This window comes from Leucobacter aridicollis, assembly GCF_013409595.1.
GTDB classification, from domain to species: domain Bacteria; phylum Actinomycetota; class Actinomycetes; order Actinomycetales; family Microbacteriaceae; genus Leucobacter; species Leucobacter aridicollis.
The window spans coordinates 2,050,959-2,073,531 of record NZ_JACCBD010000001.1; the positions used below are offsets into that span (position 1 = coordinate 2,050,959).

The window sequence follows — 22,573 nt, forward strand, 5'->3', positions numbered from 1 at the left end:
TCGGCCAGCCCAAAGGGATTCCACAGCAGCGGGGCTGCGCCCTCAACAGTTGGCACTTGTTGTCGCCATGCATGTCCGCAAACGACAACAAGTGCCAACTCCCGCGGTGGGCGGGACCGGGCGGGACCGGGCGGGACCGGGCGGGACCGGGCTGGACCCGCGGCCGAGCCGGTGGGCCGGGCCGCGCCGCCGGCATCATCCTTTTGGATGACACCGAGTTCACCCTCGCCCCCGATGCCAGAGGCCGCGCTCACTGGTGGAGTTGAGGGTATGGAACACAGCCCGCAACGACCCCGCTTCTCGGACGCGCTCACGTCGCGCCGTGGGGCCTGGATCTCCCTCAGCGCCGTCCTCCTCGTTCTCGTCGCCATGTTCGGCATCTTCGGGAGCGCTCAGGCGCCGGCACGCAACGCGCAGGCCCCCGCCGACTCGGAGTCGACCCGGGTGAGCGAGCTGCTCGCCGAGTTCCCGAACGCCGACCAGCAGTCGGTACTCGTCGTCGCCGAACGCAGCGACGGCGGGCCGCTCACCGAGGCCGACACCGAGGCACTCGCCGCCCTACTCCCCGTCCTGCAGCAGCACGCGGCCGCCGATCCGGCCGGGCCGATGCTCAGCGACGACGGCAAGGCGGCGCTGCTCGTCACGCCCATCACTGTCGGCGAGACCAACACCGACACCGCCGAGGTGATCGGCGACCTCCGCGCCGATCTCGCCGACCACGCGCTTCCCGGGGTCACTCTGCAGGTGACCGGCGGCCCGGCGTTCGGCGCCGACATCGCCGCAGCGTTCGAGGGCGCCGACTTCACGCTCTTGCTCGTCACGATCCTCATCGTCGCGGTGCTGCTGATCGTGACGTATCGCTCCCCCGTGCTCTGGCTCGTCCCGCTCGTTGTCGTCGCGCTTGCCGACGGCCTCGCGGGCCGCGTCACGGCGGCCGCGGGCGCCGCCTGGGACCTGCAGTTTGATGCGGGCATCATCAGCGTGCTCGTGTTCGGGGCGGGCACGAACTACGCGCTCCTCCTCATCTCGCGCTACCGCGAGGAGCTGCTGCACACCGACGATCACCGGGCCGCACTGAGTGCGGCGTGGCGGAAGTCGCTGCCCGCGATCCTTGCCTCGAACGTCACCGTCGTCGCCGCGCTTGCCACCCTCGCGCTCGCCGTCATCCCCGGCACCCACGGGCTCGGGGTGTCGTCCGCGCTGGGGCTCGTGATCGCGCTCGGCGCGGTCCTGTTCCTCTTGCCGCCACTGCTCGCGATCTTCGGCAGGAAGGTGTTCTGGCCGTTCGTCCCGAAGCCCGCTGCCGCCGGATCGGAGGCCGCCCAGGCCCGCCGCGGCGTGTGGCGCGGGATCGCGACCCATGTGTCCCGCCGCCCCGTCGTGAGCCTCCTCGCTGGCCTCGCTCTCCTCGGCGTCATGACCGCCGGCCTCGTCGGCACCACGGTCGGGCTCGACCAGGTCGAGAAGTTCCGCGGCGGCTCCGAATCGGCGAGCGGTCTCGAAACACTCTCGGCGCACTTCCCAGCCGGTGAGGCGCAGCCGATCCTGATCGTCACCGACACTGCGACCGCGCGGGACACCGTGAACGCGGTGAGCGACGTCGACGGCGTCGTGCGCGCGCACCCAATTGGAGAGAGCGCCGACGGCGCGCTCACCAAGATCATGGTGACGAGCGAATACCAGCCCAGCAGCGAGGAGAGCCTCGCGCAGATCGGCGAGCTCCGGGACGCGGTCTCGGACATCCCGGACACGCTCGTCGGCGGCGCCGTCGCAACCGACGTCGACGCCCGTGCCGGCGGCCAACAGGATCTCCTGCTCATCGCGCCACTCGTGCTCGCGATCAGCTTCCTCGTGCTCGCCATCCTGCTGCGCTCCCTCGTCGCTCCGGCGCTGTTGCTCGTGGTGAATCTTGCGAGCGCGATCGCGGCGATCGGCGCCGGCGCGTGGCTGAGCCGCGTGGTGTTCGGGCAGCACGCGCTCGACCTGCAGGTGCCGCTGCTCGCGTTCCTGTTCCTCGTCGCGCTCGGCATCGACTACACGATCTTCCTCGTGCACCGCGCCCGCGCCGAGGCGACCCAGCACGGCACCCGCGACGGCATGATCGAGGCGGTGGCGCACACCGGCAGCGTCATTACGAGCGCCGGCATCGTGCTCGCGGCGGTCTTCGCCGCGCTCGGCGTGCTGCCGCTCGTGACGCTCGGGCAGCTCGGGCTCATCGTCGGCGTCGGCGTGCTCGTGGACACCCTCGTCGTGCGTACCGTCATCGTTCCCGCACTCTTCACGCTTATGGGCGATCGCATCTGGTTGCCCCGAAAGCCCGCCGCACAGGGGACAATGAAACCATGAGCCTTGTAGACGCGCCGCTGTCCGGCGGGCACGCGCCCCGCGGGCGGGCGTCCGAGCCGACCGTGCGGGCGATGGAGATTGGCCAGCACCTCATCGCACTCGCGCTCGCGATCATCGGGGCGATCCGCGCGATCGGCGACGGCGTCCCCGCCCCGGCCGCGGTTGTCGCCGGGATCGCGGTCCTCGCCTGGCATACCGCCGGCGCCTTCCTGCCACGCAAAACATCATCGCGGAACGCCGTCGTCTGGTGGCTGGTCGGGTTCGCAGCGGTCTGGATCGCCGCCGTCACCGTCTCCTCAGAGTTCGTGTGGCTCGCGTTCCTGCTCTGGCTGCTCGCGGGCCACCTGCTTCCGCTGCGCTGGGGCCTCGTGTTCTCCGCATTCGTGTTCGCGGTCGTGGCCATCGCCCCGATCCTGCACCACGGCACGACGAGCTACGCGAACCTCTTCGGTCCGCTCATCGGCGGGATCTTCGCCTTCGGGATCTCGCGCGGCTACCTCCAGCTGCTGCACGAGGCCGCCGAGCGGGAACGACTTGTCACCTCGCTGAAGCTCGCGCACGCCGAGATGTCGGAGCTGCAGGACGAGCTCGCCGTCGCGCAGCGCGAGGCCGGAGCGATCGCCGAGCGCACCCGGATCTCCAGGGACATCCACGACACGATCGCGCAGGCGCTCTCGTCCATCCGGCTGCTCGCGCACGCGGCGAGCAGCCGCACCCAGGATCCCGCGGCGGCGCTCTCGCTCACGCAGGTCGAGACCCTCGCAGGCGACAGTCTCGCCGACGTCCGGAGGATCGTCGCAGAGCTCCTCCCAGCTGAATTGGAGGACGGCGCCCTGGCCGCTGCCCTCGAACGCATGCTCGATCGGGCGCGCGAGGAGGCAGGGATCGACGCCGAACTGCACGCCGACGACACGCTGCCGCTGTTGCCGACCGAGGTTGAAGTCGCGCTGCTGCGCAGCGCACAGTCCGCGCTCGCAAACGTGCGACTCCACGCGGCAGCGACGCGGGTCGTCGTGAGCCTCATCGACGCCGGCGACGCGGTGCGCATGGACATCATCGACGACGGGCGAGGCTTCGACGTCGCCGAGTGGGAGCACAGCCCCGCGACCGGGGCGTCGAGCTACGGGCTCCGGTTCATGCGGAACCGGCTTCGCGAGCTCGGCGGCGGCCTTGACATCGAGAGCAGCCCCGGCGACGGCACCGCGCTCTCGGCGCACCTCCCGATCCGCACTGCAGACCGCCCCGGAGAGGCCGGGCACGGTACGGGTGGTGCCGGTGGTGCGGGTGCCGGGGCCGCCGGTGCGGGTGGTGCCGATGCCGGTGCCGGTGGCGGTGGCGGTGGCGCCGTAGACCGCACCGCTCCCACCGACCGCACCATTCCAGCCGACCGCGTCCTTCCCAGCGATCCCGGCATTCCCAACGTTCCCGGCATTCCCAGCGTTCCCAGCGCAGACGAGGAGCCCTCATGACCATCACCGTGCTCCTTGTCGACGATCACCCGGTCGTACGCAGCGGGCTGCGCGCGGTGCTCGACAGCGGCGTCACCACGACCGGCGGCGGCGTGACCGTCGTCGGCGAGGCCGCGACCGGCGAGGCCGCGGTGGCACTCGCCGAACAGCTGCGGCCGCAGGTCGTGCTGTGTGACCTGCGACTCGGCGACGGGATCGACGGGATCCAGACCACCGCGGCGCTCCGTGCACTCGAGCCCGCCCCGGCAGTACTCATCCTCACGACATTCGACCGAGACGCCGAGATCCTCGGCGCGATCGAAGCCGGCGCCGCAGGCTACCTTCTCAAGGACGTCGCTCCCGAGGTGATCGTCGAGGGGATCGAGCGGGCCGCCGCCGGCGACATGTTTCTCACCCCCGATATCGCGTCGCGCGTGCTCAAGGGCATGCGTGATCCGCTCCCGAAGCTCACCGACCGTGAGGTCGAAGTGCTTCGGCTGCTCGCGACCGGCGCAGCGAACAAAGAGATCGCGCGAGCCCTGTTCGTCACCGAGGCGACCGTGAAGAGCCACGTCGCCCACATCTTCACCAAGCTCGACGTGGATAGTCGATCCCGCGCGATCCACCTCGCGCAGGAGACCGGCCTGATCTAGCCGACGCAGCGCGGCCCGCCCGACCCACCCGGCATCCCGGGAGGGCTGATCGGCGCGCGCTAACGCTCCGGCGGTCTTCCCCGCTCTCCACGCCTCACCAACCCCACCTCACACGCCCACACACACCATTTGAAAGGTCATCACCATGAAGAAACTCCTCAATGCCGCATTCATCTACATGCTCTTCGGGGTCGCCTCAGGCCTGTTCTACCGGGAGTTCACCAAGCTCAACGACTTCCCCGAAGGACAGTTCACGCAGCTCGGACTCGCACACACGCACCTGCTCACGCTCGGCTTCATCGTGTTGCTCATCGTGCTCGCGCTCGAGAAATCCTTCGGGCTGAGCGCGACGCCCAAGCTGTTCGGCTGGTTCTTCTGGCTCTACAACGCGGGCGTCGTACTCACCTCGGCAATGCTGATCTGGCACGGCAGCCTCACCGTGCTCGGCGAGGAGTCCTCGAAGATGATCTCCGGCATCGCCGGCCTCGGCCACATGCTCATTACGGCCGGCATGATCGTCTTCTTCGTCGCACTCAGAAAGGCCGTCGCTCGCACCCAGGCGGGCAACGGCGCGACGATGAACGAGGCATAAGCGGGGACGGCCGCGCCCTGCTGCGCTCCTCGTGACGGCGCCCCGCCCCGGCTCTACTGCGGCGGGGCGCTCGTGCACCCGCTATCCGACAGCTACGCTGGGCAACACCACGACGTTACGGAGGCCACTGTGAGCTCTTCTGATGCAGAGCCGCGCGAGGGGAAGCAAGCTGCGGCTGCGGCGTCGGCTGAGGCTGAGGCTGCGGCTGCGGCTGCGGCTGCGGCGCCGTCGGCTGAGCCCGCGAGCCGTCGGGCACAAGCTGCCCCGCTCCCCGGTTTCGGCTGGCTCGTTCTCGGCGCGACGACGGCCTTCGCGCTCGCGGCGGTCACCGGGATCCTCGCGGCGCATCGAGCGGCCCTGCCGCTGGGCGTCCGGCTGAACCTTGTCGCTTCGGCGGTGGAGACGGTGGGCGAGCCGATTCGCCCGATCGGCCCAACCCTGGGCATCGTTGCGCTTGGACTGCTCGCCCTGACCGGCCTCTGCCTGGCGACGTTCGTCGCGAAGGATCGCGTTGGGGGCCCGTTGCTTCTCGGATTCGGGGCGGCAGGGATCGCGCTCGTGGTGTGGGGCCTGTTCAGCGGGCCCGATCTGAGTCTGCTCTTCGTGCTCAGCGCCCCGGGGCAGGGGCTTGGGGGCTTCGGTTTGACGACCTGGCTGCACCTCGCGAGCCTCGAACCGATGCTCTCCGTGCTCGCAGTAGCCGCGCTCGCCGCACCATGGTTCACACAACGACAGGGGAAGCTATGAGTACCACACCACGGATCGTTATCGGCGGGGCGTCTGGCCTCGTCGGCTCCGCGCTCGTCGAGGCGCTTCGAGCCGACGGCGTCGACGTCACGCGTCTCGTGCGCCGCCGACCCGAGGCCGCCGATGAGGTGGAGTGGCGCCCCGGAGACCGGCCGCTCGATCCCGCCGTGCTCTCGGGGGCCCAGGCGGTCGTGAACCTCAACGGAGCGAGCATCGGTCGGCTCCCCTGGGGCCGTCGCTACCGCGACGAGTTGCGCACGTCACGGCTGGCGCCTACGGCGACCATCGCCGCGGCTGTGTCCGAGCTTGGCGCCGACGCACCGCACTTCGTCTCGGCGTCGGCCGTGGGGTTTTACGGCGACCGGCCGCGCGAGGTCCTCACTGAAGCGGCAGGCCAGGGCAGCACATTCCTCGCGGACCTCAGCGCCGAGTGGGAGTCGGCCGCGCTCGGCGCCGGCCCGGGCGTAGCGTTCCTCCGCACCGCCCCCATCATTCACCGCAATGGCGTGCTGAAGCCGCTCGTACTGCTCACCAAGCTAGGGCTCAGCGGACCGCTTGGCGGCGGCGCCCAGGTGTGGCCGTGGATTTCACTCACTGACGAAGTACGGGCGATCCGCCACATCATCGACCGCGGCCTAACTGGCCCGGTGAACCTCACGGGCCCGGCCCCCGCGACGGCAAACGACATCGGCAGGGCCATCGCCGCCGAGTTGCATCGGCCCTACCTCCTGCCGGCTCCGGCCTGGGCGCTCCGGCTCGGGCTCGGCCGGGATGCGGCGGATTCACTGCTGCTGAGCGACGCCGACGTTCGGCCTGCCGCCCTACTGGATTCGGGATTCGAGTTCACTCACGAGACCGCGGCCGAAGCGGTGCGCGCGGCTCTCGCGAGCTAGGACGCCCAGCCGCCCGCACACCCAGACCCCACCCGCCCGCCAAGACTTTCTCTACGGTTTGACGTAGTTACAGCTCCCCAACTACGTCAATCCGTAGAGAAAGTCTGGCGGACCCGCGCGGTCACGGAACGCCGCCCAAGCCCACCAGCAACACCCAAGCCCGGCAACAACGCCCGCGCCAGGCAGCAACGCCAGCGCCCGGCAGCAGCGCCCGCGCCAGGCAGCAACGCCCGCGCTTACTCCGACGCCGGCCGCTCCCGCGAGGCACCCCGAATCGAATCGTAGGCGGCGAGCGCCCTCAGCCGGGTCTCGCGCAGGTCGACAAGCTCGGGCAGCATGATGCTCTCGGGCGCCCACCGCGCCACGTACTCCCCCGAGGCGTCGAATTTCTGCTGCTGCGTCGCCGGGTTGAAGATGCGAAAGTATGGCGCCGCGTCGACGCCACATCCGGCGACCCACTGCCAGTTGAATGGGTTGCTTGCTGGGTCGGCGTCAACGAGGGTGTCCCAGAACCAAGCCTCCCCGACGCGCCAGTCCGTGAGCAGGTTCTTCGAGAGGAATGAGGCGACGACCATCCGCACTCGGTTGTGCATGAACCCGGTCTGCCAGAGCTCACGCATGCCTGCGTCGACGAGCCCGAAGCCGGTCTCGCCCCGCTGCCAGGGCCCAACAGTCTCGGCGTCGTACTCGCGCCACGGAAACGCGTCGTATTGCGCGTTGAGGCCCTGTTCGTGCAGCCGCCCGTTGTGGAACGCGGTGTACCAGGCGAACTCGCGCCACCCGAGCTCGGAGAGGAATCCGCCGGCGCTGACTCCCGCCTCGAGCGTGCGGTGCCAGACGGTGCGCGGGCTGATCTCGCCCCAGCGGAGGTGGGGCGAGAGCTCGGATCCGACGTCAAGCGCGGGGATGTCGCGCCCCGCCTCGTAGTCGGCGGCTCGCTCCGAGAGAAAGCGTTCGAGTGTGGCGAGCGCAGCGCGCTCCCCCGGCTCCCAGCGGGCTGCGAGGCCACCCGCCCAGTCCGGTGAGGTGGGCTGCAGCGCCCAGGCCTGCAGGTCGTCGCTCGCCGGGGCCGCGCCGCCCGCCCGAAGCGTGTCTGGTGCCGGCTCTGGCGCAGCGGGTTCAGGCGCCGCGAGGCAGGCCCGCCAGAACGGCGAGTAGACGCGGTACGGGCTTCCGCCGCTGGTGAGCACGGTCCAGGGCTCGAAGAGGAGCCCGCCGCGGAACGAGTGCGCGGCGATCCCGCGTTCCCGGAGCGCCAGCTTGAGCCGGGCGTCGATCGCCCGCTCGTCGCCGTATCGCCGGTTCCAGTAGACGCGGTCGGCCCCGGCCTCGTCGGCGACCTCGTGCACGATCTGCTCCGCGGGGCCTCGCCGGAGCACAAGCGGGACGCCGTGCGCGGCAAGTTCCGCGCTCAGCCGCGTGAGCGATTCGTGGAGCCACCACTTGGCGGCGCCGCCGAGTGGCCGCGTCTCCGGGCTTTCCTCGTCGAGGACGTAGAGCGCGACGACGCCACCCCGATCCTCGGCGCCCGCACGCAGCGCGGCATGGTCGGTGAGCCTGAGATCGTCGCGAAACCAGATGAGTGCCGTCACCGGTCCAGGATAGCGGCGGCGATCAGGATCAGGATCAGGATCCGGAGCCCCGTGCCGGCGTCCCCTCCGCGCTGTGCGGCGCGCACCCTCCGGCCCAGGCGAGTCGGCGCCGAGCGTGACCAGTCGCACAAACATCCTGCGGGAGGCCGAAATCTCGTGTTGAGTGGAAGGCAGCCGCCGCACGGGCGGAACCAGAGACGAAGGAGTCACAGTGAGTCGGATGGAACTCAACGGCCAGAGCGCAGCGGTGCACCGCGAGGGGTTCAACAGCTGGCCGACGCTCACGACACAGGGGATCTCGGTGGTCGAGCTCGCGGACGATTTCACGCGCGCGGAGCTCAGAATGGACGTGACCGAGGAGAATGCGAACTATATGGGCACGGCGTTCGGGGGCTCGCTGTTCTCGATGCTGGATCCGTTCCTCGTCATCATGACGATCAACCAGCTCGGCCCCGGATACGTGGTGTGGGACAAGGCCGCGGAGATTGACTTCGTCTCTCCCGGCGTCGGCTCGGTGTACGCGACCGTCGAGATGCCGGCGGCGACGGTTGCTGAGCTTCGAGAGGCGGCCGCAGGTGGCGCAAAAGTGCTGCGGTGGTTCGAGATTCCCATCACCGGCGAGAATGGCGTGCTCGTTGCACAGGTGCGCCGCCAGCTCTACGTGCGGGAGCGTCGCACGGACGCATAACCCCAGATCGCACCGCTCCGCGCCCGAATCTCGGCTTGTAGACGTGACGCTGCACTGATAGGGTTCGTGCGGGCAGCCTGGTCCTGCCCCCACGAAGTTTTCGATCGAAGTGAGGTGATATTCCGTGACAAGTGACAGTTGCAGTCCTCGGCCGGATATCGTGTTCTCCCACTTCGCGCTTCTCGCTGCGTAGCGGACCACTCGCCGTCCGGCTCCATCACGGGCGCCGCCACAGTGCACAGCGCCCGCATATTCATTCGCGCGCGCCTATCTGAGGCGTGCGCGCACGCGGCCAAGGAGCTACGCCATGACGACCACCCAGAAGACCCCTCAGCCCAAGACGCAGGATGAGCTTGTCGACAGCATCACCCAGCTGTACGCCGCCCGCGACCTCAGCGCGATCACTCACGAGCTCGAGCCGCTGCATGCCCAAGACATCATCCCGGTGTTCGAGCGACTCAACGACAAGCAGCGCGCCGTCGTCTACCGTCTGCTGCCGAAGGATCAGGCCGCCGAGGTCTTCGAGATCCTCGATCCGGCGCTGCAGAGCGATCTGCTGCACGGACTGCAGGACGCTGAGGTCGCGCAGCTGTTCGTCGATCTTGACCACGACGACAGGCTGTGGCTGCTCGACGAGGTGCCCGCCGCCCTCGCGACCAGGCTGCTCCGCGGCCTCCCCGAGGAGGAGCGTGTACTCACCTCGGCGCTCCTCGGGTACCCGCAGGGCAGCGTCGGCCGGCGCATGTCGCTCGAGTACGTCTCCACTCGCGCGTCGTTTACCGTCGCAGAGACGTTGGAGCGGGTGCGCGGGCGGCTTGACGACGCGGAGACCGTCTACACGATCCCCGTGCTCGATGACTCGCGGCACGTCGTTGGCGTCGTCAGCCTGCGCGAGCTCCTCGCCGCCGACGAGGCAACCGTCGTCTCCGAGATGATGAGCCAGGTGCACACCGCCGAAGCGATCGAGGAGGCCGAGCAGGCCGCCCGGCGCTGCGCCGACCGGGCGCTGCTCGCAATGCCTATCGTCGACCGCGAGAACCGGCTTGTCGGCATGCTGACGATCGACGACGCGATCCGCATCCTCGAGCTCGAGGAGAGCGAGGACGCCGCGCGTCAGGGCGGCACCGAGCCGCTGCGGCGCCCGTACCTCTCGACACCGGTCGGCGCGCTCGTGCGCTCGCGCGTCATCTGGCTGCTCGTGCTCGCCGTCGGCGCGACCCTCACCGTGCAGGTGCTGTCGGTGTTTGAAGCGACGATCGAGCAGGTCACCGTGCTCGCGCTGTTTGTGCCGCTCCTCATCGGAACGGGCGGCAACACCGGCAACCAGGCGGCCACCACCGTCACCCGCGCGCTCGCACTCGGCGACGTTGGGTCGCGCGATTTCTGGCGCGTGCTCACCCGCGAGCTGCGCACCGGCGCGATGCTTGGCCTGCTGCTCGGCGCACTCGGCTTCGCCATCGCCGCGATCGCCTTCTCGCCCGAGATCGGCCTCGTCATCGGGCTCACGCTGCTCGCGGTCTGCACGCTCGCTGCCGCTGTTGGCGGCTGCATGCCGCTGCTCGCCCGCGCGGTGAAGGTCGACCCGGCGGTGTTCTCGAACCCGTTCATCTCGACGTTCGTGGACGCGCTGGGGCTCATTATTTACTTCCTCATCGCGCGGAGCGTGCTCGGCCTGTAGCCCGGGAGCTGGCATACTTTCGGCATGACCGACGCCGTCCCCGACTTCCCGACCGGGCCGTTTGACAGGGTGCTCATCGCAGGCCTCACGGGTTCCGGCAAGACGACGCTCGCGCGGCGGCTTGCCGGGGCCTGGGGGCTCAGCCACGTCGAGATCGACGGCCTCTATCACGGGCCAGGATGGGTGCCGAGGGCGTCGTTCCTCGACGACGTCGCGCGGTTCGCTGCGACCGACAGGTGGGTCACCGAGTGGCAGTACACGAGCAAGGGCGCTGGCGACATCCTTGAACCGCGCGCGGAACTCGCCGTGTGGCTCGACTACCCGTGGCGGGTCGCCAGGCGGCGGCTCGTGCGGCGCACCGTGGCACGAAGCGTGACACGCAAAGAGCTCTGGAACGGCAACCGCGAGGGCTCACTGCTGCGGCTCATCGACCGCAAACCGGAGAAGAACATCCTGGCCTGGCAGCGCAAGACGCGCAACAACTGGCGGGAGCGTATGCCCGCTGCGCTTGAGCGCAATCCGCACCTCACGCTCGTGCGGCTCGAGTCGCCAGCGCAGACTGACGCCTGGGTGGCCGGGCTGACCCGGCGCTCCCCTACCAGCCCTCGGTGAGCACCCGGTCGAGCTGCGCAACCATGAAGTCGGCGCTCTCCGCGCTGAGCGTCAGCGGCGGCTTCACCTTGAGCACGTTCGAGCGCTCCGAGGTCGTGAGCACGACGACGCCGAGCTCCCGCAGGCGCTCGCAGATCGCCGCGGCCTCGGCGGTCGCCGGTTCCATCGTCTCGCGGTCGCGCACAAGCTCGACGCCGAGGTAGAGGCCCTCGCCGTGGATCGGGCCGACGATGTCGTGCGTCTCGGCGAGCGCGCGGAACCCGCTCGCGAGGCGTTCACCCACCGTCGCCGCGTTCTGCTGGAGCTGTTCGTCGCGCATCGCGTCGAGGACGGCGATGCCAACGCGGCAGGACAGCGGGTTGCCGCCGGCAGACGAGAAGAACTGGCCCTGGCTGGCGAGCGCGTCGGCGATCTTCTTCGAGGTGATCACGCCGCCGATCGGGAAGCCGTTGCCCATCGGCTTCGCGATCGTGATGATGTCGGGCATGACCCCGGACTGTTCGAAGCCCCAGAACGACGAGCCCATGCGGCCGAAGCCGACCTGCACTTCGTCGGCGATGCAGAGCCCGCCGGCGGCCCGCACCCGCGCGTAGGCGTCGCGCAGGTACCCTTCTGGCAGCAGCACGCCGCCAGCGTTTCCGAGCACCGACTCGCAGATGAATGCGGCGACGTCGCGCCCGTCTGCTGCGAGCGAGTCGAGGTCGGCCCCGAGGTCTGCAGCGTAGCGCGCGCCGACTGTCGTGTCGCCGGCGGCGCCGCGGTACGTGCCGCGGAACCGGTTGGGCACGTCGGCGACGTGCACCCAGTCGGGCCGGTTCTCGAGCGCGTACGGGTTGTCGTACGCGCTCGTGGTGACGGCGTCGCTCGCCATCGTCCAGCCGTGGTACGCCTCGCGGAGCGCGACGACGGTCTTGCGGCCGGTCGCGGCCTGCGCGAGGCGCAGCGCGAGGTCGACGGCTTCCGAGCCGCTGTTCACGAGCAGCACGGTGTCGAGTTCGGAGTCCTGCGGGAGCAGCGCGAGGAGCCGCTCGCTGTACTCGGCGAGCTCGCGGTAGAGGAAGCGGGAGTTCGTGTTCAGGATCCGGATCTGGCGACTCATCGCGTCAGCCACGCCAGGGTGGCCGTGGCCGAGGCCCGTGACGTTGTTCACCATGTCGACGTAGGTTCGGCCGGTCGTGTCAACGAGGTGGTGGCGCCACCCGCGCTCGATCTGCATCGGGCTCTCGTAGTAGCGCTCCTGCGCGCTCGCGAAGATCTGCGCGCGGCGGGCAAGCTCGTCGCCGGCCTCGTCGCGCTGCGACAGCGACGCGAGCGAGAGCAGCGGGGCAGGATCCTGAGTGAGCCGCCGCCACGCGGCAACACGCTCGGGAGCGACAAACTGCGCGCGCCCGGGCGCGGGCCCGTCGAGGTTGAGGATCGCCGGGGCGAGCCCCGAGACCGCGTCAGCACGGCACAGCATGACCGCGATCGCGCGCGGGTCATCCGAGGCGGCCAGCTCGGCAACCGCGTCCCCCGCGCCCACCGCGGCGCCCTCTGTCACGGCCGGCACGGCGCCGTCGATGGACAGGAACCAGCCGTCGCCGGTGTCGATGAGGAGGCCGCGCGTCGTCGCCGCGACGACAGTTCCGGCGACCGGCGTTGCGACCGTGGTGGCGACGCCGGGGGCGACCCAGGCCTCGGTGCCAATCGGCCAGGTGGCGGCGCCGTCGATGTCGTCGATCGCGGCGCGGGTGAGCCGGTACACGCCGTACGGGAACACCGCGGCCGCGGCGCCCGTGACGAAGGCGTCGTCGACAAGATCCTGCTCCGCCTCGGCGGCGAGCCACTTGCCAGCGTCGAGCGCGTCGGCTTCGACCCCGGGATCGAGCACGACGACCTCGCCAGCGAGGTCAGGCAGCAGGGCACGCAGTGGCGGCTTCGGGCCCGTGGACGTCGGAGGTGCGACCGCGACGGCCGCCTGGAGCCGCAGGCCGCCCTCGGCGTCCGGACTGCCGATGAACCCGAGCGCGGCGAGCACCTGCTCGGTCATCTCGGTTAGCGGGTAGCGGGTCGCGGCGTCGAAGATCGCCTGCTCCCCCGCAATGCGCTCGCGGGCGTAGTCGTTGTCGCCATCGATTTCGAGCTGGCGCCAGCCGCTCGCGACGAGCAGTGCCGCGCGAAGCACGACGAGCGGCCAGATGGCGCGCGCCTCAGGCTGCGAGATCGGCGCGGTCTCGTTGAACGAGCCGACTGCTTCGAGCACCCGCACCGGGCGGGCCGCGTCGTGATGCAGCAGGGACGAGAGCGTCACGGCGAGCTCCGCGATGCGCCAGCCGTACGACAGATCCCCGAGGTCGAGGACCGTGCCGGGGTGGATACGCGAGTCGTCTCCGCGGACCCCGACCACGTTGTCGTCGGTGAGATCGCCGTGAATGGCCTGCACCGCGAGCTCGCCGGCGACGACGTCGAGCGCGGCCTGCGCCTCGGCGGCCGCGGCGAGCACGCGCTCGCGCAGCTCCGCGTCAGAGATCGCGGCTGCGAGCCCGAGCGTCTCCTCGTGGGCGACCCGCATGTCCCACATGTGTGCGCGCTCGAGTCCCTCGTGCGCGAGGCCGCCGAGCGCGTTCACCGACGCCGCGGCGAGCGCACCGAACTCGCGAATGACGACCGGCGCGAGATAGCCGCAGTCGACCAGGGACTCGCCCGCCACGAACTCGCTCCGGCGCACGGCGAACTCGCTCCAGCGCTGCACGAGGTCACCGTCGAGGCCTGGAAGCACCGCGGGCACGGCTACGCCGGCCGCCCGGTACGCGTCGAGCGCGAGATGCTGGGCCTCGCGCGCCGACTCCGCAAACACCGGGTGGTCGACGCGGAGCACCGTGCGCGAGCCGTCTGCGGCCTCGAGCACGAAATTCCGATCCTGATTGCTGCCCAGCTCGCGAGCAACGACGTCGACGCCGTAGTGGTCGCTCGCAATCGCGGTCGCGTCAGCCTCGGAAACATCGGGCCGGACCAGGCCACCACTCGGTTGCACCACAGGAAACCACCTTTGCAAATGCGCTCGGCGCGCTCAAACGATTCTGAGCAGAGTGTATCGCTTGCCAGGGGCCCCGGTCATACCGTGCCCCGATTCACGTAGGTGGAACCCCGCAGTACCCGACGAACTACTCTCCGTCGGCGAACAGTTCAGCAATTGCGGGCGCGAGCTGCGTAAACGCGCGCGTCCGGTGCGACACGAGGTTCTTCTCCTCCGGACGCATCTCGGCCGCCGAGCGTCGCTCCCCCTCGGGCATGAAGATCGGGTCGTAGCCGAACCCGTTCTCCCCCACCGGCGCGGTGAGCAACGACCCCTGCCACACGCCAAGCTCGCACACTTCCTGCCCCTCGGGCGTGACGAGCGCGGCGGCGCACACGAAGCCGGCGGCCCGGTGTTCCTCGGCAATGTCCGAGAGCTGCTCGAGCAGCAGCGTGACGTTCGCCTGGTCGTTGCGGGCGTGTCCGCCCCAGCGAGCCGAGAAGATTCCCGGGCTGCCGCCGAGCACCTCGACCGCGATGCCCGAGTCGTCCGCGAGCGCAGGCAGGCCAGTGTGTGCCGCCGCGGCGCGCGCCTTCAGGAGCGCGTTCGCCTCGAAGCTCAGTCCGTCCTCAACCGGCTCCGGGCCGTCGTAGCCGACGAGCTCGATCCCCGGGATCAGCGGCTCAAGGACGGCCCGCAGCTCGACGAGCTTGTTGGCGTTGTGCGATGCAAGAACAAGGGTGCGTGACATGGGTGACTCCAAACGTTTCTACCGTGCGCTGTTCCCCAACAGCGCTCGGCGTCAAATTAGTCCGCGGGCGACGCGACTTAGCCGGCGAGCGCGCCCTGCTGCAGTGCCGCGAGCTCGGACGTGCTCACGAGCGCGAGATCGAGCAGCGAGTTCAGCTCGGCGCGGTTGAACGGCGTGCCCTCGGCCGTGCCCTGTACCTCAACGAAGTCTCCGGCCCCGGTCACGACGACGTTCATGTCGGTCTCGGCGCCCGAGTCCTCGATGTAATTGAGGTCGCTGACGGGTGTGCCGTCGACGATCCCGACGGAGACCGCCGCGACCGTATCGATGAGCGGCTTCGCGTTGCGCGCGATGTGTCCGTTCGCGCGCGCCCACTCGACGGCGTCAGCGAGCGCGACGTAGGCGCCCGTGATCGACGCGGTGCGGGTGCCGCCGTCGGCCTGCAGGACGTCGCAGTCGATGACGACGGTGTTTTCTCCGAGCGCCTTGGTATCAATGATCGCGCGCAGGCTCCGGCCGATCAGGCGCGAAATCTCGTGCGTGCGGCCACCGATCTTGCCCCGGACGGACTCGCGCTGCATGCGCTCGTTCGTCGAGCGCGGCAGCATCGAGTACTCGGCGGTCACCCAGCCGGTGCCCTTGCCCATCAGCCACCGCGGCACTCCGGGAGTGAACGAGGCCGTGCAGAGCACCTTCGTGTTACCGAAGGAGATCAGCGCGGATCCCTCGGCCTGCGCGCTCCAACCGCGCTCAATCGTGACCGGGCGCATCTCGCCTGGGGTGCGTCCGTCAACGCGGGTGATCTCGGTCATGTGTCCTCCGAACGGTAGAAACGATGTGGGCTAGCGATGGCGGCGGGCCTAGATGCTGGCTGCGTGGGCCTTGCCGTTGACGACTGGGTCGAGCGAGTCGCCGCCGATCCCGAGCATGCGACGCGCGAGGCGAACGAACTCGCTCGTGTCCCCGCCCGTCGTCTCGTAGCGGATCGTGGGCGGCCCGGCCGCCGGATCCCGCAGCAAATGGTGCTCGGTGAGCTTCTCGAAGACAAGATTCGCCGTCTCGATATCGCTCGACACGAGCGCGACGTCTGGGCCGACGACCTGCCTGAGTGCTCCGCGCAGGAATGGGTAGTGCGTGCAGCCGAGCACGAGCGTGTCGATCTGGTTCGCGATGAGCGGCGCGAGATATTCCTCGGCGACCCGCAGCGTCTCGGGCCCACTCGTCTGGCCCGCCTCGACGAGTTCGACGAACCGCGGGCACGCCTGCGACGTCAGCGTCACCTCGGGGCTCGCGGCGAAGTGCTCGTTGTACGCGCCGGATTGGATCGTCGCCGTCGTACCGATCAGCCCGATCCGACCGTTGCGGGTAATCGAGAGCGCGCTGCGCGCCGTCGGGCCGATCACCTCGACGACAGGCACGTCGTACCGCTCGTACGCGTCGCGGAGCACGGCGGCCGAGGCCGTGTTGCATGCGATCACGAGCATCTTCACGCCGGACTCGACGAGGCTGTCGAGAATGCCGAGCGCGAGCTTGCGAACCTCGGCGATCGGCCGGGGTCCGTAGGGCGTGTGCGCGGTATCCGCGGCATAGAGGATCGACTCGTTCGGCAGCTGATCCCGAATCGCGCGTGCGACCGTGAGACCCCCAACGCCCGAGTCGAATACGCCGATGGGAGCATCGGCGGAGATGGTGCGTGTACTCACGGGTGCAAGCTTACCGGCTGGGCGGGGGCGACCATATTCGGCCGGGAGGGCCGCGCGAGCGTGGCCAGGCCCGTAGGCGTGGCCACGCCCGTGGGCGTTGCCAAGCGCGCGAATGTGCGCCGCGTCACTTGATCCACGTCTTGCGATGAAAAGCCGTGAGCCCGTGCTCAGCGATCCCCGCGTAGTGCGCGGCGGCGCCGTAGCCCTTATTGGAGCCCCAGGCATAATGCGGGTGCTCCTCGTGCGCGGCTCGCATCACGGCATCGCGGGCCACCTTCGCCCGCACCGACGCCGCCGCGACGCTCGCGCATGCCCGGTCAGCGCCGACCCGGGTGACGATGTTCAGTGGCGCCCGCAGCACCGGCGTGAGCCAGTCGTGCGAGCCGTCGAGCACGATCAGCGCTCGGTCGACGGGCACACCGGCCGTGTGCAGTTCGAGCAGGGCCCGCCTGGCAGACTCGCCGAGCATCGCGGTGATCCCGCGCTCATCGATCTCGGCCGCAGTCGCGAACCCAACGGCTCCAGGCCCCCACTCGGCGACAAGCGGGGCGATCGCTTCGCGCTTCTTCTCGCTGAGCAGCTTTGAGTCGCGCAGTCCCTCAGGGAACGTCTCGACGCCAGCGAGCACCGCGTGCGCGCCAACGGCGACGGGCCCCGCGATCGCGCCGCGACCCACCTCGTCGAGTCCGATGATGAGCTCGGTGCCTGCCGCGAAGGCGGCGAGTTCGACGTCGAGCGTCGGATCCTTGCTGAGCGCGGCCGTACTACTCGGCACGAGCCTCATCGACTCCGGTGAACGTGGAGTCCGGGCGGTTCATCCAGCCGAACCGGTCGAGCGGCCAGTTCAACAGGAACGCCCGGCCGACGATCTCGGACTCGGCGACGAAGCCCTTGCCAGGCTGATCCTGGTTGTAGCGCGAGTCCTTGCTTGCGTAGCGGTTGTCGCCGAGCACCCACACCGAGCCCTCAGGGACCGTCACGTCAAAGTCGATGTCCGAGGCGCGGGTCTTGCCCTCCGGGATCACGATGTACGGCTCGTCCAGCGGGACGCCGTTGACCTCGACGCGACCGTTCGCGTCGCAGCAGGTCACGCGGTCGCCGCCAACGCCAATCACGCGCTTCACGACATAGTCGTGGGACGTGTCAGCCGCGAGTCCGACGGCCTGCAGCAGCTGCTCGAAGGGGCTCGGCGTCGTCGCCATCGCCTTCGGGTACAGCCAGCCGCCCGGATCCTGGAATACGACGACGTCGCCCCGCTGCACGTCGACCATGTTCGGAACGAGCTGGTTCACGAGAATGCGGTCGTTCACCTGGAGGGTCTCCTCCATCGAACTCGACGGGATATAGAAGCTTCGCACCAGGAAGCTCTTCAGCAGGAAGGAGATCAGGAATGCGACGACCAAGATGATCACGAGGTCCCGCAGGAAACCCAGCAGGCCTCCCCGTCGTCGTTCCGCAGTGTCGCTCATAGATGCTCACATTCTTCGTCGCAGACCGCGTGCGGAACGCGCACGGCATTATCAACAGTACCGACAGTTCAGGCCCCCAGCCTGTGAAGCGGCGGAGGGCCTGAACTCAAAAAGCGATACGCTTACGCGTCGCGCTTCTCCTTGATCTTCGCCTTCTTGCCGGTGAGGCCACGGAGGTAGTAGAGCTTCGCACGGCGAACGTCGCCGCGCGAAACGACCTCGATCTGCTCGATCGTCGGCGAGTGCACGGGGAACTTACGCTCCACGCCCACCTGGAAGCTGATCTTGCGAACGGTGAAGGTCTCACGAACGCCCTCGCCGTGACGCGAGATAACGACGCCCTGGAACACCTGGACACGCGAGCGGTTACCCTCGACGATGTTCACGTGAACCTTGACGGTGTCACCTGCGCGGAAATCGGGGATGTCGCTCTTGAGCGACGGGGCATCGACGTGGTCGAGCTTCTGCATGATGATCTCTCTCTGCGCCCGCCGCAAGTCGGTACGCGGAATAATTGTTCAAAGAATTTGCGTGCGTTCACGGTGAGTGCGAAACCCTTGCGGCAGAGTCGCACCGTGGCACAAGGATCTATTATGCCACATCGTGGGTTGGGGACGCATCACCCCTTGCCAGCGCGCCGAACCCGGTGTCGCGCCGTGACGAACGCACCGTTCGTTCCCTGCTCGATGAGCTCGAGGTCGAGACGGCGCGGGAGTAGCGGGCGCCCGCGCCCGAGCGTCACTGGCGCTATTGAGAGGTGCACCTCGTCGAGCAGTCCTGCGTCGGCGAACTGGCCGGCGAGCTCGCCGCCGCCGACCACCCAGAGATCCTTCTCGCCCGCCGCTTGGCGCATCGCCTCGTACACCGCCGAGACGTCGCCACGCGCGAAGCGCACGTCGGCGGTGCCGTCGGCTGCGGTGGAAGCGGGCGCGGCAAGGTCGCGGGTCGTGAGCACCCAGGCCGGCATCTCGTAGCTCCAGCCCCCGTTGGCGAGGACCCACTCGTAGGTGGTCGAACCCATCGCGATCGCGCCAATGTTCGCGATGAACGAGTCGTAGTCGTTGCCGCCGCCCGGTTCCTGCGCGTGCGAGAGCAGCCAGTCAAGGGAGTCGTGTTCGTCGGCGATAAAGCCGTCGAGTGACGAGGCGACGTAGTAGATAAGACGAGACATGAAAGTCCTTTCGGCGTGAATGATGATCGTTGAGTGGGCGCTTATGCTTCCCCGCGGCGGGCGCGGAGCCAGAGGATCGGATCGCCCGCGTCGCGCTCGAGTCCGTGCTCAGCGAGCATGCCCCGCGCGACCTCACGGCGGTGCGCGCCGTAGTGCAGCACGTGAGCGACGACGCCGCTGAGCTGAAAGCTTTCGGGCGGCACGCAGAGCGCGTCGATCACCCGGTCCTGCCAGGCTCCGCCACGGTCGATCTCGCGCACCCGCGCGATCCATCCGGCCGTCACTGCCTCGTGCCGGTGCGCGAGATCGGCCATCACCCGGGGCGCGTCGAGTGCCACCGGGGTCGGCGCCGTTCTGCCGTCGAGCACAGCGAGCCACGTCTCCTTTGCATACACGAGCCCCGCGAGCACCGCCACGATGCTCGGCTCATCGCCCGCCCAATCGAGCACCCGCTGCCCCGGCCGTTGCGCACGCACGACGACGTCCGTCGGCAGCGTCGCCGCGAACGCGATCAGGGCGGCCGTATCGTCGGCGTCGTGCAGCAGTTGCTGCTCAAGGAGTGGGTTTGCTGGGGTGCGCTGCTCCTCGATCCAGATCGACATCGGCGGATGGAAGTGGATGCCGTTCGCGCTCGGCAGCCAGTGGCCTGCTCCGTGCGCGCTCGGCGGGTGGCCGAAGGCCTTGGAATACGCCCTGCTGAAGCCCTCCGCAGAGTCGTAGCCGGCCGCAATCGCCGCGTCGAGCACGCTCGCCCCGTCGCGCAGCTGCCACGCGGCTCGCTCGAGGAGCACGCGACGCCGCAGCGCCGCCGGCGACTCCCCCGCCGCCGCCGAGACCGTGCGCGCGAAGTGGAACCGCGACGCGTGAGCCGCCCCCGCCATGTCGTCGAGGGTGCGGTTTGGCTCGTCGAGCACTGCATCAAGTAGCTCGCGGAGGCGGTCTGGCCCGGAAGTGGTCATGACTCTAGTGTGACCTGCCGCGCACGGCAGCGCATGACCGATCTTGCGCACTCGCCCGGCGCGGGTCGCGCGGCAGGCGGGGCCGTCGCCCCCGGGAGCCGGAGGCGAGTCTCGCCCACGGGCGTCGGTCGTACCTGAGAGGATCGAAGCATGGCGAATCTCGACCACACCACCCAGACTCAGGCACTCGCGGTACTGCGGCAGCTCACCGGCGCCGCCGACGCCGAGTTCCATCCTGGCCAGTTCGAGGCCATCAGCACGCTCGTCGACGAAGGTCGGCGCGCCCTCGTCGTGCAGCGCACCGGGTGGGGGAAGTCCGCGGTCTACTTCGTCGCGACAGCGCTGCTGCGCGCACGTGGCGCCGGGCCGACGCTGCTCGTCTCGCCGCTGCTCGCGCTCATGCGCGACCAGGTCGCTGCGGCCGAGCGTGCGGGGGTTCGCGCCGCCGCGATCAACTCCGCGACGGCCGAGGAGTGGGAGGACATCGAGGTTCGCCTTGCGCGCGACGAAATCGACGTGCTGCTCGTCTCGCCCGAGCGACTGAACAACCCTCGCTTCCGCGACACCCAGTTGCCGACCATCCTGGCGCGCATGGGGCTCATGGTGATCGACGAAGCGCACTGCATCTCGGACTGGGGCCACGACTTCCGCCCCGACTACCGCCGCATCGCAGCGCTACTCGCGAGCCTCGACAGGCACGTGCCTGTGCTCGCAACGACCGCGACGGCAAACGCGCGCGTCGTCGCCGATGTCGCTGAGCAGCTCGGTGACGACGTGCTCACGCTGCGCGGCACGCTCGCCCGCGACTCGTTGCGCCTCGGCTGCCTGCGCCTGCCCTCGGCAGAGGCGCGGCTCGCCTGGCTCGTGGAGCACCTCGGCGGCTTCTCCGGCAGCGGGATCGTCTACGCCCTCACAGTCTCCGCGGCGGAAGACACCGCCCTGCTGCTGCGCGACGCCGGGTACGAGGTCGCGGCATACACCGGCCGCACCGACCCAGAGGAGCGCGCGCACCTCGAGGCCGCGCTCAAGAACAACGAGGTGAAAGCGCTCATCGCTACGAGCGCGCTCGGCATGGGCTTCGACAAGCCCGACCTGGGATTCGTGCTCCATCTCGGGGCGCCGTCCTCACCCGTGGCGTACTACCAGCAGGTTGGGCGCGCGGGGCGCGGCACCGCACACGCCGACGTCCTCCTGCTCCCCGGGGCCGAGGACGCCGCCATCTGGCGCTACTTCGCGACGGCGTCGATGCCCGATCCTGATCGCGCGCACGCGGTGATCGAGGCGCTCGGCGCCCCAGACTCGCCCCCGCTCTCCACGCCGGCGCTCGAAGCCAGGGTCGATCTGCGGCGCACGCAACTCGACCTGCTGCTCAAAGTGCTCGACGTTGATGGCGCGGTGAATCGCGTCTCGGGAGGTTGGACGGCGACCGGCGCACCGTGGGAGTACGACGCCGAGCGCTACCGGCGCATCGCGGCTGCTCGCGAGGCCGAGCAGGCGGCGATGCTGCGCTACGAACGCGGCGAGGCGTGCCGTATGGCCGAGCTGCAACGCGAACTCGACGATCCGACCGCGGCAGACTGCGGCCGCTGCGACGTCTGCGCGGGGCCCTGGTATCCGACCGGCGTGACCGGTGACGCCGCGGCACGGGCGACGACTCGACTGCAGCAGGCGGGCGTGCCCATCGAACCGCGAGGGCAATGGCCGACCGGCGCGGACCGGCGCGGCGTCAACGTTCGCGGGCGCATCGCGCAGGACGAACGCGCCGAACCCGGCCGCGTCGTCGCCCGCCTCACCGACCTGGGCTGGGGTGGGCCTCTCCGGGAGCTCTTCGCGGCAGGAGCGCCGGATCAGGCGATCCCGGAGTCGCTCCTCGGCGCCGTCCTCACCACGCTACGCGACTGGCCATGGGAGGCGCGCCCGGTCGGCGTGGTCGCCATGCCCTCCCTCAGCAGGCCGACACTCATCACCAGCACCGCGACAGCGATCGCGGAGCGCGGTAAGCTGCCGTTCCTCGGGACGCTGGACTTCGCAGACGACCGCCCAGCAACCGGCCCCGGCGGCAACAGCGCGTTCAGGCTGGCGTCGGTGTGGGGGCGCTGGGCGGTCGGGCCGGAGCTCGCCGGCCTCGTGGCGCGCGCCCCAGGACCGCTCCTGCTCGTCGACGACCTCGTGGATAGCCGCTGGTCGTTCACCGTCGCCGCGCGCGAGCTGCGCCTGGCCGGAGCGCCGCAGGTGCTGCCGCTCGCCCTGGCGTCGGTCGGATAGGCCGGGCGCCC

General features: G+C 69.7%; 20 protein-coding genes. 10 read left to right on the forward strand and 10 right to left on the reverse strand.

From position 1 onward, the window contains the following. Window positions 1–270: 270 nt before the first annotated feature. From BJ960_RS09510 to BJ960_RS09535, 6 genes are all read left to right on the forward strand, one after another. On the forward strand, window positions 271–2,346 hold the full coding sequence (locus BJ960_RS09510; protein ID WP_185987116.1) for an MMPL family transporter: 2,076 nt from the start codon (window positions 271–273) through the stop codon (window positions 2,344–2,346). Continuing rightward, window positions 2,343–3,815 (forward strand): sensor histidine kinase, encoded by a 1,473-nt coding sequence (locus BJ960_RS09515; RefSeq protein ID WP_202229145.1) that lies wholly within the window; start codon window positions 2,343–2,345, stop codon window positions 3,813–3,815. Before BJ960_RS09510 ends, BJ960_RS09515 begins: the two co-directional genes overlap by 4 nt. Continuing rightward, the gene (locus BJ960_RS09520) at window positions 3,812–4,447 is read left to right on the forward strand and encodes a response regulator (protein WP_185987117.1); all 636 of its coding nucleotides are present in this window, start codon (window positions 3,812–3,814) and stop codon (window positions 4,445–4,447) included. The genes BJ960_RS09515 and BJ960_RS09520 overlap by 4 nt, the downstream gene beginning before the upstream one ends. Window positions 4,448–4,592: 145 nt before the next feature. Next, a complete protein-coding gene (locus BJ960_RS09525; protein WP_185987118.1) occupies window positions 4,593–5,039 on the forward strand; it encodes a DUF2871 domain-containing protein in 447 nt (148 codons plus the stop codon). A gap of 129 nt (window positions 5,040–5,168) precedes the next feature. Then, window positions 5,169–5,786, forward strand: coding sequence for a hypothetical protein (locus BJ960_RS09530; RefSeq protein ID WP_185987119.1), 618 nt, complete (start codon window positions 5,169–5,171; stop codon window positions 5,784–5,786). Beyond that, window positions 5,783–6,679 (forward strand): TIGR01777 family oxidoreductase, encoded by an 897-nt coding sequence (locus tag BJ960_RS09535; protein ID WP_185987120.1) that lies wholly within the window; start codon window positions 5,783–5,785, stop codon window positions 6,677–6,679. The genes BJ960_RS09530 and BJ960_RS09535 overlap by 4 nt, the downstream gene beginning before the upstream one ends. Before the next feature lie 236 nt (window positions 6,680–6,915). On the opposite strand, the gene BJ960_RS09540 is transcribed toward BJ960_RS09535, so the two are convergent. Further along, window positions 6,916–8,271: a cryptochrome/photolyase family protein gene (locus tag BJ960_RS09540; protein ID WP_307814618.1), complete on the reverse strand. Its 1,356-nt coding sequence runs from the start codon at window positions 8,269–8,271 to the stop codon at window positions 6,916–6,918. Window positions 8,272–8,491: 220 nt separating this feature from the next. Between BJ960_RS09540 and BJ960_RS09545 the strand changes: the two genes are divergently transcribed. From BJ960_RS09545 to BJ960_RS09555, 3 genes are all read left to right on the forward strand, one after another. After that, window positions 8,492–8,959: a PaaI family thioesterase gene (locus BJ960_RS09545; protein ID WP_185988235.1), complete on the forward strand. Its 468-nt coding sequence runs from the start codon at window positions 8,492–8,494 to the stop codon at window positions 8,957–8,959. Between the two features lie 307 nt (window positions 8,960–9,266). Beyond that, complete coding sequence (gene mgtE, locus BJ960_RS09550; protein ID WP_185987122.1) at window positions 9,267–10,637, forward strand: magnesium transporter; 1,371 nt, start codon at window positions 9,267–9,269, stop codon at window positions 10,635–10,637. Between the two features lie 24 nt (window positions 10,638–10,661). Then, window positions 10,662–11,249: a P-loop NTPase family protein gene (locus tag BJ960_RS09555; protein ID WP_185987123.1), complete on the forward strand. Its 588-nt coding sequence runs from the start codon at window positions 10,662–10,664 to the stop codon at window positions 11,247–11,249. On the opposite strand, the gene BJ960_RS09560 is transcribed toward BJ960_RS09555, so the two are convergent. The 9 genes from BJ960_RS09560 to BJ960_RS09600 all read right to left on the reverse strand — a co-directional run bounded on the left by BJ960_RS09560 (window position 11,233) and on the right by BJ960_RS09600 (window position 20,297). Next, complete coding sequence (locus BJ960_RS09560) at window positions 11,233–14,265, reverse strand: aminotransferase (protein WP_185987124.1); 3,033 nt, start codon at window positions 14,263–14,265, stop codon at window positions 11,233–11,235. The genes BJ960_RS09555 and BJ960_RS09560 overlap by 17 nt on opposite strands. Window positions 14,266–14,392: 127 nt before the next feature. After that, the gene (rdgB, locus tag BJ960_RS09565) at window positions 14,393–14,995 is read right to left on the reverse strand and encodes an RdgB/HAM1 family non-canonical purine NTP pyrophosphatase (RefSeq protein WP_121072543.1); all 603 of its coding nucleotides are present in this window, start codon (window positions 14,993–14,995) and stop codon (window positions 14,393–14,395) included. A 77-nt stretch (window positions 14,996–15,072) separates the two neighbouring features. After that, complete coding sequence (rph, locus tag BJ960_RS09570; protein ID WP_185987125.1) at window positions 15,073–15,807, reverse strand: ribonuclease PH; 735 nt, start codon at window positions 15,805–15,807, stop codon at window positions 15,073–15,075. 48 nt (window positions 15,808–15,855) lie between these two features. Next, entirely contained in the window at window positions 15,856–16,698 is an 843-nt protein-coding gene (murI, locus tag BJ960_RS09575) for a glutamate racemase (RefSeq protein WP_307814617.1), read from the reverse strand. A 124-nt stretch (window positions 16,699–16,822) separates the two neighbouring features. Further along, window positions 16,823–17,473, reverse strand: coding sequence for a ribonuclease HII (locus tag BJ960_RS09580; protein ID WP_307814616.1), 651 nt, complete (start codon window positions 17,471–17,473; stop codon window positions 16,823–16,825). Next, on the reverse strand, window positions 17,463–18,167 hold the full coding sequence (lepB, locus tag BJ960_RS09585; protein ID WP_185987128.1) for a signal peptidase I: 705 nt from the start codon (window positions 18,165–18,167) through the stop codon (window positions 17,463–17,465). Before lepB ends, BJ960_RS09580 begins: the two co-directional genes overlap by 11 nt. A gap of 122 nt (window positions 18,168–18,289) precedes the next feature. Next, complete coding sequence (gene rplS, locus BJ960_RS09590) at window positions 18,290–18,637, reverse strand: 50S ribosomal protein L19 (protein ID WP_121073472.1); 348 nt, start codon at window positions 18,635–18,637, stop codon at window positions 18,290–18,292. Window positions 18,638–18,786: 149 nt separating this feature from the next. Beyond that, window positions 18,787–19,338: a dihydrofolate reductase family protein gene (locus BJ960_RS09595; RefSeq protein ID WP_185987129.1), complete on the reverse strand. Its 552-nt coding sequence runs from the start codon at window positions 19,336–19,338 to the stop codon at window positions 18,787–18,789. A gap of 41 nt (window positions 19,339–19,379) precedes the next feature. Then, a complete protein-coding gene (locus BJ960_RS09600) occupies window positions 19,380–20,297 on the reverse strand; it encodes a helix-turn-helix transcriptional regulator (protein ID WP_185987130.1) in 918 nt (305 codons plus the stop codon). Between the two features lie 150 nt (window positions 20,298–20,447). Here BJ960_RS09600 and BJ960_RS09605 point away from each other — a divergent pair, with 150 nt between their 5' ends. Continuing rightward, on the forward strand, window positions 20,448–22,562 hold the full coding sequence (locus BJ960_RS09605; protein ID WP_185987131.1) for a RecQ family ATP-dependent DNA helicase: 2,115 nt from the start codon (window positions 20,448–20,450) through the stop codon (window positions 22,560–22,562). Window positions 22,563–22,573: the final 11 nt, after the last annotated feature.

Excerpts from the sequence above, each read along its gene's own strand:
- BJ960_RS09510 (WP_185987116.1), top strand. The coding sequence starts at position 271 with ATGGAACACAGCCCGCAACGACCCCGCTTCTCGGACGCGCTCACGTCG.
- BJ960_RS09515 (WP_202229145.1), top strand. The coding sequence starts at position 2,343 with ATGAGCCTTGTAGACGCGCCGCTGTCCGGCGGGCACGCGCCCCGCGGG.
- BJ960_RS09520 (WP_185987117.1), top strand. The coding sequence starts at position 3,812 with ATGACCATCACCGTGCTCCTTGTCGACGATCACCCGGTCGTACGCAGC.
- BJ960_RS09525 (WP_185987118.1), top strand. The coding sequence starts at position 4,593 with ATGAAGAAACTCCTCAATGCCGCATTCATCTACATGCTCTTCGGGGTC.
- BJ960_RS09535 (WP_185987120.1), top strand. The coding sequence starts at position 5,783 with ATGAGTACCACACCACGGATCGTTATCGGCGGGGCGTCTGGCCTCGTC.
- BJ960_RS09545 (WP_185988235.1), top strand. The coding sequence starts at position 8,492 with ATGGAACTCAACGGCCAGAGCGCAGCGGTGCACCGCGAGGGGTTCAAC.
- mgtE (WP_185987122.1), top strand. The coding sequence starts at position 9,267 with ATGACGACCACCCAGAAGACCCCTCAGCCCAAGACGCAGGATGAGCTT.
- BJ960_RS09555 (WP_185987123.1), top strand. The coding sequence starts at position 10,662 with ATGACCGACGCCGTCCCCGACTTCCCGACCGGGCCGTTTGACAGGGTG.
- rdgB (WP_121072543.1), bottom strand. The coding sequence starts at position 14,995 with ATGTCACGCACCCTTGTTCTTGCATCGCACAACGCCAACAAGCTCGTC.
- rph (WP_185987125.1), bottom strand. The coding sequence starts at position 15,807 with ATGACCGAGATCACCCGCGTTGACGGACGCACCCCAGGCGAGATGCGC.
- lepB (WP_185987128.1), bottom strand. The coding sequence starts at position 18,167 with ATGAGCGACACTGCGGAACGACGACGGGGAGGCCTGCTGGGTTTCCTG.
- rplS (WP_121073472.1), bottom strand. The coding sequence starts at position 18,637 with ATGCAGAAGCTCGACCACGTCGATGCCCCGTCGCTCAAGAGCGACATC.
- BJ960_RS09595 (WP_185987129.1), bottom strand. The coding sequence starts at position 19,338 with ATGTCTCGTCTTATCTACTACGTCGCCTCGTCACTCGACGGCTTTATC.
- BJ960_RS09600 (WP_185987130.1), bottom strand. The coding sequence starts at position 20,297 with ATGACCACTTCCGGGCCAGACCGCCTCCGCGAGCTACTTGATGCAGTG.
- BJ960_RS09605 (WP_185987131.1), top strand. The coding sequence starts at position 20,448 with ATGGCGAATCTCGACCACACCACCCAGACTCAGGCACTCGCGGTACTG.